The sequence below is a fragment of the Rhodococcus sp. HM1 genome, assembly GCF_023218075.1.
In the GTDB taxonomy this organism is placed as follows: domain Bacteria; phylum Actinomycetota; class Actinomycetes; order Mycobacteriales; family Mycobacteriaceae; genus Rhodococcus.
The window spans coordinates 14,421-26,142 of record NZ_JALPTB010000002.1 but is presented as its reverse complement, the minus strand read 5'-3'; the positions used below and the strand labels follow the sequence as shown (position 1 = coordinate 26,142).

At 69.4% G+C, this 11,722-nt stretch carries 13 protein-coding genes; 5 read left to right on the top strand and 8 right to left on the bottom strand.

Going from position 1 to position 11,722, the window contains the following annotated elements:
* Nucleotides 1–12: 12 nt before the first annotated feature.
* From M1M07_RS01240 to M1M07_RS01230, 3 genes are all read right to left on the bottom strand, one after another.
* Nucleotides 13–870: an alpha/beta fold hydrolase gene (locus M1M07_RS01240; protein ID WP_248673039.1), complete on the bottom strand. Its 858-nt coding sequence runs from the start codon at nt 868–870 to the stop codon at nt 13–15.
* Between the two features lie 14 nt (nt 871–884).
* Nucleotides 885–1,766, bottom strand: a complete 882-nt coding sequence (locus tag M1M07_RS01235) for a phosphatidylinositol mannoside acyltransferase (RefSeq protein WP_248673038.1) — start codon at nt 1,764–1,766, stop codon at nt 885–887.
* An 88-nt stretch (nt 1,767–1,854) separates the two neighbouring features.
* Entirely contained in the window at nt 1,855–2,988 is a 1,134-nt protein-coding gene (locus tag M1M07_RS01230; protein ID WP_248673037.1) for a patatin-like phospholipase family protein, read from the bottom strand.
* Between the two features lie 194 nt (nt 2,989–3,182).
* On the opposite strand from M1M07_RS01230, the gene M1M07_RS01225 reads away from it, so the two are divergent.
* Nucleotides 3,183–3,509: a hypothetical protein gene (locus M1M07_RS01225; protein ID WP_197255991.1), complete on the top strand. Its 327-nt coding sequence runs from the start codon at nt 3,183–3,185 to the stop codon at nt 3,507–3,509.
* A 36-nt stretch (nt 3,510–3,545) separates the two neighbouring features.
* On the opposite strand, the gene M1M07_RS01220 is transcribed toward M1M07_RS01225, so the two are convergent.
* Nucleotides 3,546–4,505, bottom strand: coding sequence for an alpha/beta hydrolase family protein (locus M1M07_RS01220; protein ID WP_248673174.1), 960 nt, complete (start codon nt 4,503–4,505; stop codon nt 3,546–3,548).
* A gap of 346 nt (nt 4,506–4,851) precedes the next feature.
* On the bottom strand, nt 4,852–5,697 hold the full coding sequence (locus tag M1M07_RS01215; protein WP_248673036.1) for a nitroreductase family protein: 846 nt from the start codon (nt 5,695–5,697) through the stop codon (nt 4,852–4,854).
* A gap of 118 nt (nt 5,698–5,815) precedes the next feature.
* On the opposite strand from M1M07_RS01215, the gene M1M07_RS01210 reads away from it, so the two are divergent.
* Both M1M07_RS01210 and M1M07_RS01205 read left to right on the top strand, forming a co-directional pair.
* Nucleotides 5,816–6,199, top strand: coding sequence for a phage holin family protein (locus tag M1M07_RS01210; RefSeq protein WP_197255995.1), 384 nt, complete (start codon nt 5,816–5,818; stop codon nt 6,197–6,199).
* Between the two features lie 84 nt (nt 6,200–6,283).
* Entirely contained in the window at nt 6,284–6,487 is a 204-nt protein-coding gene (locus tag M1M07_RS01205; RefSeq protein WP_197255997.1) for a PspC domain-containing protein, read from the top strand.
* A gap of 12 nt (nt 6,488–6,499) precedes the next feature.
* On the opposite strand, the gene M1M07_RS01200 is transcribed toward M1M07_RS01205, so the two are convergent.
* Nucleotides 6,500–7,372: a LysR family transcriptional regulator gene (locus tag M1M07_RS01200; RefSeq protein WP_248673035.1), complete on the bottom strand. Its 873-nt coding sequence runs from the start codon at nt 7,370–7,372 to the stop codon at nt 6,500–6,502.
* 84 nt (nt 7,373–7,456) lie between these two features.
* Between M1M07_RS01200 and M1M07_RS01195 the strand changes: the two genes are divergently transcribed.
* Nucleotides 7,457–8,452 carry a bile acid:sodium symporter family protein gene (locus M1M07_RS01195; protein WP_248673034.1) on the top strand — a complete coding sequence of 332 codons (996 nt, stop codon included), beginning with the start codon at nt 7,457–7,459 and terminating at the stop codon, nt 8,450–8,452.
* 10 nt (nt 8,453–8,462) lie between these two features.
* Here the strand turns inward: M1M07_RS01195 and M1M07_RS01190 are convergent, their stop codons facing one another.
* Entirely contained in the window at nt 8,463–9,176 is a 714-nt protein-coding gene (locus tag M1M07_RS01190) for a MerR family transcriptional regulator (RefSeq protein ID WP_197256028.1), read from the bottom strand.
* 116 nt (nt 9,177–9,292) lie between these two features.
* On the opposite strand from M1M07_RS01190, the gene M1M07_RS01185 reads away from it, so the two are divergent.
* A complete protein-coding gene (locus tag M1M07_RS01185) occupies nt 9,293–10,510 on the top strand; it encodes an erythromycin esterase family protein (RefSeq protein ID WP_197256004.1) in 1,218 nt (405 codons plus the stop codon).
* Between the two features lie 14 nt (nt 10,511–10,524).
* Here the strand turns inward: M1M07_RS01185 and M1M07_RS01180 are convergent, their stop codons facing one another.
* Entirely contained in the window at nt 10,525–11,559 is a 1,035-nt protein-coding gene (locus M1M07_RS01180; protein WP_248673033.1) for an alpha/beta hydrolase family protein, read from the bottom strand.
* Between the last annotated feature and the right edge of the window lie 163 nt (nt 11,560–11,722).

Here is an 11,722-nt window from a genome sequence, read left to right as displayed (position 1 = left end):
AACGGGGGCGGGTCAGCGGTCGTGCAACCAGGCCGCGACCCGCTCGACGATCTCCGCGTTGTCCCGGATCCAGCCGTTGTGCCCGAGCGGACGGTCGAGGTGCCAGGTGGTGACCTCGGCCGCGGGGAGCTTCTCGAGCAGATGCCGGGCCGCGGCGACCGGGGTCATGTCGTCGTTCTCGATGGTGATCGACAGCACCGGCAGCTTCAGCCGCGCGAGGCGCTCCTCGTAGTCGATGTCGGCGCCGTAAGGCTCGAATCGTCCGCTGCGGGCCAGGCGCGCCCAGTCCGAGATGAGCACGCGGGACTGGCGTCCGAACCCCCCGATGTCGAGCCGGTCGCCGGGCCAGAATCCCGCGACGCTCGCGGTGATCGACATGGCCGCGGACCCGAGCAGCAGGCCGGGTCCGCGGGAGCCCGGGAAGTGCCGGTAGTAGGGGGTTCCGGAGGCGACGAGGATCAGTCCGCCGAGGCGGCCGCGGACCCGCGACGCGTAGAGCACCCCGAGTTGGCCGCCCATCGAATGTCCCAGCAGGTACGGGGTCGAATCGGGGAATCGTTCGCGGACGACCTCGAACATCGCGGGGAAGTCCACGGACACCAGCTCGTGGTAGCCGTAGACGCTGTCGGCGTCCGGGCGCGGCCGGCTGTCGCCCTGCCCGCGGAGCTCGCAGATCGCGACATCGAAGCCGTGTCCGGTAAGCGCGTCGGCGAACGGTTCGTAGTAGCCGGCCGGGATTCCGAGCCCGGGGACGACGACCACCACGATCCTCGCGGCGTCCCGTCGCGTCTCGTGCTCGTGGTCCGGGCCCGGAAACAGGCGGACCGGCGCGGTGGTACCCCCCGGCAGCTGGATCGGTACGGTCTCCACCGGCTCAGAGTAGATCATCGGTGGCCGTCGAAGTCGGCGGTCCACACCCGTTGCAGCATGTGCCAGTCGGCAGGATGCGCGGCGATCGCGGCGGCGAACCGGTCGGCCAGCGCCTGCGTCGTGCCCTGCACACCGTCGACGGCCTCGATGGGCGGGCCCACCTGGAAACCCCAACCGTTCGGCGTGAACCAGCAGTTCACCGGCAGCAGCGGCGCACCGGTGTCGATCGCGAGCCGGGCGGGACCGGCCGGCATGCGGGCCGGTTCGCCGAAGAAGGTGACCGGCACACCCGTGCCGGTCATGTCGCGTTCGGCGAGCAGCCCGACCATCCGGCCCTCGCGCAGCCGTGCCGCCAACTGCTCGAGCGGTGGCGTCTCGGTGCCGGTGAGCGGAATGATCTCGAATCCCAATCCCTCACGGAACCGTACGAAGCGCCGGAACAGCGAATCCGGCCGCAGTCGCTCGGCGACGACGACCGGCGAGCCCACCCGCTGCGTCACCCAGACGCCCGCCAGATCCCAGTTTCCGCTGTGCGGGAGGGCCAGCACCGCACCCTTGCCGCGCTCGACCGATTCGTGGATGTGTTCGAGTCCGGTGGCGGAGGTTTCGATGTCGTCGGCGAGCCGGACCGGATCCATCGACGGAAGCCGGAAGGCCTCGCACCAGTAGCGCGCGTACGAACGCAGGCTCGCGCGCACCAGCTCGTCGGGGATCTCCTCCGCCGGAATGGCGAGAACACGGGACAGGTTGCGCCGCAACTGATCCGGTCCACCGTTGCGAGCGGCGCGATCGGCCGCGAGATAGAACAGGCGCAGCGCCCAGCGATCCGGCAGTGCGCGCACCAGCCGCCACGCGGCCGCGTAACCGAGGTCCCAGGTTCGATCCTTCGCGTTCACCGGCCATCACCACGCCTCATCACCCGAGTGTCCTCCCCTCGACCGCGAACACACCGGCATTGCGCCGAGTCGGGGGCACGATCCCCGGCTATTCCGGCGATCCCTCTGCGGGTCCGTGATCGCCCGGTTGCGGAGGACCGTGCTCGCCACCGGCCCGCGCCTCGAGGAACCCGGCGTTGTCGAGAGCCGCTTCGGTCAGTGTCCGGCCGAGTTCGATCATCTCGGCGGCCTTGTGGAAATCGAGGCTGCGGCATGCGCTGCGCGGTATTTCGACCAGCACATCCGGTGGGTACGCGGCGAGCTGATGCCGGGCCAGCACCGACTGCATGATGTCGATCGACCGGCTCATCACCGCGACGCGGCCGAGTTTCGGCGCGGCGACACCCCCGGACGCCACCGCGGCGGCTTCGAGCGCCGGGTCGACGGGCGGCTCGAACACCTCCTCGTCGGCAGCGGCATCGGAGTCGGCAGTGATTTCGGAGTACGCGCCGTTACCGGAGTCGGCAGGGCCCGAATCCGTATGGGCCCGGGCCGAACCGAACCGGCCCACGACCGATCGCACGATGTCGCGTTCGAGCAGGAATCCGGCACTGCGGCGGAAGCGGCCGATCCATTCCTCGACCGGGCGCGGTTCGGCGCTGACGTTCACCGGGGACGCGAGGCCGCGTTCCTCACCGCTGAGACTGATCCCGATCGTCAGGTCCGACGCCAGCGCCACGGTCGGCGCGACCGGCAACGGCGCGAGCGTGCCCCCGTCGATGAGCACCCGGCCGTTGAGGACCGCCGGAGTGATGACGCCGGGAATCGCGATCGAGGCGCGGATGGCGACGTCGAGCGGACCTCGCTGGAACCACACCGGCCGTCCCGCAGCCAGATCGGTCGCGACCGCGGTGAACGGGAGCGGCAGGTCCTCGATCTGCACGTCGCCGAGGATCTCGCGGACCCGGGCGAGCACCTTCTCGGCGCGGATGGCGCCCGCTGACGTCACCGACACGTCCAGCAGCCGCACCACGTCGAGCTGGGTGAGGGTCAGCGCCCAGTCGGTGTACTCGTCGAGCTTGCCCGCCGCGTACAGCCCGCCGACCAGCGCACCCATCGACGATCCCGCGATACCGACGATCTCGAGGCCGCGGCCGGTCACAGCCTGGATCGCTCCGATGTGCGCGTATCCGCGCGCACCCCCACTGCCGAGTGCCAGAGCTACCCGTTTCGGTTCGGCCATGGCTTCGACGGTACCGCGCCCGTTCCCCGAGAAACCCCGACCCGCGAATTCAGGGTGCAGATGGGTGGCTCACCCGATGTGCCCGGTGCGGCTGTCGAGCCACGATGGGAACGGTTCGGGATCACAGCCCACATCCCGTTCGCACCAACACTTTCCTGTTCTGCACGCCTGTTCGCATCTCCGAAAGGATCACCATGCGCACCATCGTTTCCGCCGCCGCCGTCACCGCAGCCACCGCAGCCGCCCTGCTCCTCGGGGGCCCCGCCGCGTCCGCCGCGTCGGCTCCGTACGTGGTCGGGATGAGCGAATCCGCAGCCCGCGCAACCCTCGACGCCGAAGGCGTGCCGTACACGGTGCTCAACCGCTCCGGCATCTCCTCGGATTCGTGCACGGTCACCGAGCAGCGCGACCGCGGCTACCGCACCGAGACCGACACCGTCTACGACCGCGACGACCACGAGTTCGACCGGATCGAGACCCAGGTCTGGCGGGGTCTCGGCCTCGTCGTGGTGTGCAACTGACCGTGATGGGCCACCGGCCGGAACCTACGGCGGTGGTCAGCGCAGGGCGCGGTCGAAGACCGGCCACGACCGGTGCAGGTCGTCCTGCCAGTAGGTCCACGAATGGGTCCCGGTGGGGCGGAGCTCGACGTGGGCGGGAATGCCGAGTTCGTCGAGTCTCGCGACGAACCGCCGCGTGCATTCACCGGTCGCGGCCTCGATGACCCCGCCGGTACCGGCCTGCCGGACGAGCACGAGCGGATCGCCCGCGACCTCACGGCCGTCCAGCGTGTCGTCGTACCCGGGAAGCCCCGTGCCACTGGAGATGTAGAGTTCGAGGCCGCGCAGTCGCTCGGCGTTGAGGTAGGGATCGTGCGCGGCCCACGCCGGATCCCCGACGGGACCCCACATGTTCGTCACGTCACCCCGCCCCCGTCCCTCGACGACCATTTCGACGAAGCGTCTGCTCACCGGGTCGCTCGTGGAGGGGCACCCGCTGTATGCACCGACCGCGCGATACAGTCCGGGGCTTTCCACGGCGAGATTGAGGACCGAGGTCGCCGAGGCCGACACGCCGGCGATCGCGTTGCGACCGGATGTGCCGAGAGTGGCATCGACGATCGGCGGAAGCTCACGAGTGAGGAACGTCGACCACTTGTGGCGTCCGAGCACGGGATCGTCACTGCGCCAATCGGTGTAGTAACTGGCCCGACCACCGATCGGGGTGACGACGTTGACGTTCTTGTCCGCGAAGAACGCGACGACGTCGGTGCGATCGTGCCAGTTGCCGGGTTCTTCCCCCCCGGTGTACCCGTTGAGCAGGTACAGGGTGGGGCGCGGGCGCGACCTGTCGGACGGAAGAATCACCCGTACGGGAATCTCCCGGTCCATCGCGGCGGAGTGGACGATCAGAATCTGCTGCCGGGTATCGACGGTCTCGACCCGGACGAGGCGTGCGCCGGTTGCCGGTTGCGCCGTGGCCGGCGGCCCGAGGGACCCGACCGCCGCCGCGAGCATCACCAGGGCGCCCAGCAGACTCGGGATACGATGCACCACATGCCTTTTCGTCGAAATGTATGCGGCGACCACGGCGGTTGCGCCGCGGTCGCCGCTGTGGGCCGTCAGGAGTTCGACAGCAGAAGTTGGATGATGATCTCGAGAATCTCCACGCCTCTCACCCCCTCATATCGAACGGTGGATCAGGTAACCATTCGGTCACGGGCGAGAAACTATCAGGCAAAGTCGGACAGGGAAGACATTTTGATCGAATCCGGAGAAATACCGATTCGCGACATGCGAAGGCGGGTGGAAACGACGAATGCGGGCGAGCAGCGCTCACCCGCATTCGCGTTCGTACGGTCGGTCAGTTCAGATCGAACCCCCGGCGTTCGAGCGCTTCCTTCAGCCCTTCCCGGACCCCGAGTGCCCCCGGTGTCGCGAACCGGCCCACCACCCGCTCGATCCAGCTGTCCGCCAGGCCCTGCTCGCGGTAGAACGCGGAGATGCGAGCCTCGTACTCGGCGGTGCCGGCTTCCTGCGCCTCCAGGTCGTACTGTTCGCGGTGCAGCACGACATCGACGCCCAGCCGCGGCTTGACCTCGGCGGCTGCGGTGGGATCCGGATGCCCGACGACGAGCCCGACCACCGCGAAACTGTGGGCCGGCAGGTTCAGCTCCTCAGCGAGCTCGGTGGGGTGGTTCCGGATCGCCCCGATGTACACGGTGCCGAGGCCCAACGATTCCGCGGCGAGTGCGGCGTTCTGTGCCGCGAGCGTCGCGTCGACCACTCCGAGCAGCGCCGATTCCACGAAGCCTGCATTGACGAGGTCGCGATCGTTCTGCTCGGCGATGCGGCCGGCGCGCGCGAGGTCCGCGACCCACACCAGCAGCAGAGGCGCGTTGCGGACCGCGTCCTGGTTCCCGGCGAGAGCCGCGATCCGGCCGAGCCGATCCCGGTCGGTCACCGCCACGACACTCCACAACTGCAGGTTGCTCGAGCTCGCCGCGGACGACGCCGCCGCGACGATCGCGCGCAACTGTTCTTCGGACACGCTGTCCGGCAGGAACTTCCGCACCGACCGGTGCGCGAGCTGCGTGGCGAGCACCTCGTTCCACACGAGCTCTCCGGCCAGCTCGGCGCGTTCGGCCTCGGCGGTGCCGTAGCGCAGGGCGAGCGCGGCGCGGCGGCCGGCGACAACGGTGTCGGTCATCTGAGTGTCCTTTCTGCAGCGAACGCTTCCCCATCCTGCCGGGCCGGCCCGACACCGCCCAGGGTTCGCCTCACCGCGATTCCAGACGATTCGGGCTCGGCGGGTCTACTCTGACCGCATGATGCGACTCCTCGCGACTGCGGTCGTCGCCCTGATCGCCAACGCGATCGCCCTGATCGTCGGGGCGTGGGTGCTCCCCGACATGTCTCTCACCCCAGTTGCGTTCCTCATCGCCGTGGTGATCTTCACGGTCGTCGCGGTCGTCATCGACCCGCTCATCCGCCAGGTTTCGGTGACGAAGGCACCCGTGCTGCTCGGCAGCAGCGCCCTCGTTTCGACGCTGGTCGCGCTGATCGTCACCGCACTCGTCAGCGACGGCCTGAAGATCAGCGGTATCACGACGTGGGTCCTCGCAACCGTGATCGTGTGGGCGGTGTCGGTGATCGCCCGCCTGCTGCTGCCGATGGTGATCTTCAGGAAGACGCTCGCCGCCCGCAAGTAGGAGCGACCCCGAGGCGAAAGATCAGGGTCGGAATCGGGGGGTCACCGGATGTGCCCGAGTGCCTCCCGGCGGCACGCTGTAGGCATGACATTCGAAAGCAACTCCACGCCCCGCCCCTTCGTCCGTTCCCGCACGCAGCGCATGCTCGGTGGCGTGTGCGGCGGCCTCGCCGAATACTTCAACGTCGACGTCAATCTCGTCCGTGCGGGTGTCGTCGTCGCCGCCTTCGTCACCGGCGGCGGTGCCGCACTGGTCTACCTGGCCCTGTGGATGCTGCTGCCGGAGTGACGGGTACGGCCGTCACCGGAGTCCGGTGTCCCGGCCCAGTCGGTGGGCGTTGTCCAGGATCGCCGAGCGCAACGCCCGCGCCGGTTCCCCGAGAACCGAGCGCCGCGCCAGCAGCACGAACTCGAGATCGCCGGCGTCGGGGAGCCGTCGCGTTCCCGCCCGCACCGGTTCGAGACCGGCGGGCGGGAGACTGCGCGCGTGCAGCACGACGCCGAGCCCGGCCAGCGCCGCCGCGCGCAGGCCGTTGAGACTGTCCGCGACGCACGTGATACGCGCGCCGAATCCGGCGCGTTGCAGCACATCGAGCGCGATCTCCCGGGTCAGCGACGGAGGCGGATAGGTCACCAGCGGCACCGGTCCGTCCGGCTCGAGCGTGAAGCCGGGGGCGGCCAGGAACGCGAGACGGTCGCGGAAGATCAGTTCCCCGTGCTGCTCCCCCGGCCGGCGTTTGCCGAACATCAGGTCGAGTTCGCCGTCGTCGAGGCGCCGGTGCAGTTCCTCGCTCAGCGCGACGGTGAGTTCGAGATCCACCCGCGGGTGGCTGCGCCGGAACTCGCCGAGGATCGCCGGGAGTTCGTGCAGTACCAGGTCCTCGGACGCCCCGAACCGCAGCCGGCCGCTGACCGGGGAGTCCTGGAAGTAGCGGCGTGCGGCGTCGTGCCGGTCGAGGATGTCGCGGGCGAAACCGACCATCGCACTACCGTCGGCGGTCGGCTCGACGGTATGGGTGTCCCGCAGGAACAGCCGCCGGCCCACGGCCTGCTCGAGCTTGGCGACGTGCTGGCTGACGGTGGATTGGCGCAGACCCAGCCGCCGCGCGGCGGCACTGAAACTGCGGTCGCGCTCGACGGCGAGGAAACTCCGCAGCTGCACCGGGTCGAACACGATCGCCTCCGATCACGATTTGTGATGACAGTAATCGTGGTGATCGGTTCTGTAAATCAGCGGTTGTTCCCCTACCGTCTAACCATGCTCTCGAAGATTCCCGTGCTGAACCGACTCGACCCGTTCCTGGTCGGCATCCTCGCGACGGTCGCCGTCGCCGCGCTGCTGCCCGCCGGCGGAGTCGTACTCACCGGGTTCACGTGGGCGTCCAAGATCGCGATCGGCCTGCTGTTCTTCCTGTACGGCGCGCGCCTGTCCACCCGCGAGGCGGTCGACGGCCTCAAGCACTGGCGGCTGCACACCACGATCCTCGCCACCACGTTCGTGTTCTTCCCGCTGCTCGGGCTGGCCGCGAAGGCACTGGTGCCGTGGCTGCTGACGGACCCGCTGTACATCGGGGTGCTGTACCTGTGCCTGCTGCCCTCGACGGTGCAGTCGTCGATCGCGCTGGTCTCGGTCGCGCGCGGCAACATTCCCGGGGCGATCGTCAGCGCGTCCGCGTCGAGCCTGCTCGGCATCTTCGTCACCCCGGTTCTGGTCGCGCTGACCATGGCGACGCAGGGCGTGACGTTCAGCGCCTCCGCGGTGCTGGACATCGTGCTCATGCTGCTCGTGCCGTTCGCGGCCGGCCAGGTGCTGCGCCGCTGGATCGGCACGTGGGTGAAGGAGCACGGCAAGGCCCTCAAACTCGTCGACCGCGGCGCGATCCTGCTCGTGGTGTACGTCGCGTTCAGCCGCGGCATGAACGAGGGCATCTGGTCGAGCCTGTCGATCGCGCGCCTGCTGGCTCTGGCGGCCGTGTGCATCGTCCTGCTCGCACTCGTCCTTGCGCTCACGTGGTTCGGGTCGCGCCGTCTCGGTTTCACCTACGAGGACCGCACCGCGATCCTGTTCTGCGGGTCGACGAAGTCCCTCGCGACCGGCCTGCCGATGGCGACGGTCCTGTTCCCCGGTCAGCCGATCGGGCTGATCGTGCTGCCGCTGATGCTCTTCCATCAGATTCAGCTGCTGGTGTGCGCCGCGATCGCGGCGCGTCTCGCCAAGAACGTCGCCGAACCGGTCCCGGTGACCGTGTCCTGACGACGGGACCTCACCGCCGGGAAGCGGCCGGACCCGCCTTCTCCATCAGGGTGAGATAGGCGTCGAGCCGCGCCGCGCCGGCGAGAAGACTGCGGCTGCGCGCGCCGAGCCGGTCCTGCCAGGACTCGAGGAAGACCCGCAGTTCCTCGGTCCCGCCCGCCTCACGCACCGAATCGACGAACCGCGCGATCCGGATCAGCGGATATCCGCCGCGCCGCAACTGCCGCGCGATCTCGGCGTCCCGCACACAGTCCGGCCCGTAGTTGCGGTAGCCGGTGGCACGGTCGCGGCCGGGACGCAGGATGCCTTCGGCTTCCCACGCGCGCAGCGTGGCCCGGTGCACGCCGAGCCGGTACGCGAGTTCGCCGACGGACAGCGGCCCACCGCTCGGAGCCGGGGTCGCGGTGGACAGGGCACCGAGCGCCGACGCTACCTCGGCACGGGTTTCCCGCTCGGTCAGCAGGTCGACGTGGGCGGTGTCGATGAGACGACAGGCGGACTCGGCGTCACCGCGGTTGACGCGGCGCATGATCTCCGCCGCCTGCCCGTGGCCGTGCCCGGCGCGCAACGCGAGAAAGGCACGCAGGGCATGCGCGTGCACCTGTGTGTATCGGCGGTATCCGGTGGCGCTGCGCTCGGCCGGCGGCAGGATGCCCGCGTCCTCGTAGTTGCGGATCGCCTGCGCCGACAGTCCGTGCTCGCGGGCCAGGTCGACGGGTCGCAGGGCGCACCTCCGTTTGAGACTTCGAACCGGAAACCACAGGTGATCTTCGTGAAAGTCTCACCCGATCCTTCAACGATACTGTCGACGGGGTAGGTACTTCCGCCAGAGGAGTGTTCATGCCGACCACCACATCGCTGCAGGAAATCGCCCGCCCACTCGACGACCGCGAGAGCCTCGGCCGGGTACTCGACGAACTGCTCGCCGCGCGGCCCGAGCCACCGGCCGTGCTCGCACTCGGTGAGCCGACCCACGGTATCGAGGCGTTTCCGTTGCTGCGCAACGATTTTCTGAGTCACCTGGTCGACCGGGGATTCCGGTCGATCGCGCTCGAAACCGACATCTTCGCCGCGTCGATCGTCGACGACTACGTGTGCGGGGCGCCCGCGGAGCTCGAGACGGTGCTCGCGACCGGGTTCAGTCACGGTTTCGGTGCCGTGCCGGGCAACCGCGAACTCGTCGACTGGCTCCGCGCGCACAACTCCGGCGTCGCCCCGGAGGATCGGGTTCGCTTCCACGGCTTCGACGCGCCGCTGGAGTTCTCCGCGGCACCGAGCCCGCGCCGCGCACTGTCCACGGTCGTCGAATACCTGCCCGCGCCGCTGCGACCGGCGTCGATCCGGGATCTCGACGCGCTGCTCGGCGACGACGCGGACTGGACGAACGAGGCGGCGATGTTCGATCCTGCCGTCTCGATCGGCAATTCGGATCGGGCGCGGGAGCTTCGCCTCGTCGCCGACGATCTCGCCGGTGCGCTGCACCGCGCGGGACCTCTCCTGCGGCCCGCCGACCCGGACGGATACGAGGACGCCGTCGCGCACGCCCGCACCGCGTCGGGCCTGCTGCGCTATCACGCGGCCATGGCGACGGCCGGACCCGACCGGATCGGGAATCTGCTCGGGATCCGCGCCGAGATGATGGCCGCGAACCTGCTCGCGCTCGTCGCGCAGGAACAGCGGCGCGGACCGATCCTGCTGTTCGCGCACAACGCGCACCTGCAGCGGGCGGAGTCCGGGATGCAGGTCGGGCCGGAGAATGCGAGCTGGTGCAGTGCCGGTGCGCTGGCCGGGCTCGAACTCGGTGAGCGCTACGTGTTCGTGGCGACCGACGCCGCACCCCGCCCGGAATCGGGCACCCTCCAGCACGCGCTCGCCGCGGCGACCGGCCGGAAAGCCCTGTTCCCGGTGCCGGAGCTGCGGGCTGCGCTGCCGTCGTCCGTCGGTGCGGGCGAGCCGATCGTGCCCGGCCACATTCCGTTGACGCCGGCCGCGGTCGCCGGTGCCGACGCCGTCGTGTTCGTCGCCGACACCGACGGGACGCGGAAGCAGTACTGGTAGAAGCGGCGGCCCGTCTACCGGTTCAGGGCGGCCTCGATCATCGGCCACGACTGGTGCAGGTCGTCCTGCCAGTAGCCCCACGAGTGGGTGCCGACCGGGCGGAACACGGCCTGCACCGGGATGTCGAGTTCACCGAGCCGGTTCACGAACCGGTGCGTGCACTCGTCCGTCGCGGCCTCGATGGCCCCGCCGACGAGGATCTGATTGGCGAGCGCCTCCACGTCGCCGTTCACCTGGGCCTGATCGAGGCGCTCGTACTGGCCGGGCAGTCCGGTCCCGCTCGATACGTACAGGTCGGTGCCGCGCAGCTTCTCCGCATTGACGATGGCGTCGTGGGCGACCCAGTCCGGGTCGTCTGCCGGACCCCACATGTTCTCCACGTTGCCGTCGCCTCGCGATTCGACGACGGTCGTCACGTAGGCCCGGCCCAGTTCGTCGCTGGTGGACGCGCAACCGCTGTAGGAACCGACGGCGCGGTACAGGCCGGGACGGGCGATGGCCAGGTCGAGAACCGAGGTCGCCGACGACGACAGGCCGGCGATCGCGTTGGCGCCGGTGGTCGCGAACGTGGCGTCGACGACCGGCGGCAGTTCCCGGGTGAGGAAGGTGGCCCACTTGTTCCGGCCGAGGACCGGATCGTCCTTCTGCCAGTCGGTGTAGTACGAGAAGGCGCCGCCGATCGGCGTGATCACGTAGACGCCCTTGTCCGCGAAGAAGGACTCGACGTCGGTCTTCTGCGTCCAGGTGGCATTGTCCTCGCCGCCGCCGGCCCCGTTGAGCAGGTACAGGACGGGCTTCGGCGTGGTCGTGTCGGCCGGAAGCAGGACCTCGAGCGGGATCGTGCGCCCCATGGACGGCGAGTAGACGTGCGCGGTGACCTTGCGATCGGTGATCCGGTCGATGTGGTCGACGTAGGCACCGGTCGAGGCCGCGTCCACGGTCCCGGCGTCGGAGGGGACGGGTTCGGCGGTGGCGACGGCGGTCGGGCCGGCGAGGGAGAGCAGGGCGAGTCCGGCGATGACGGTCCGGGAACGGAGGGTGGAGCGCATGTAAAGGAAAGAGCCTTTCACGCGTGACCGCAGCGGCGGAAAAATACCGCTGCGGTCACGGTTCGATGTCGGGAACGAACCCAGTCTACGAGGAACCGAATGCCGAGAAGGCAAGCACCAGGAAGTCCAGGAATTCGAACAGCCCCATTGGTTCCACAGCGGA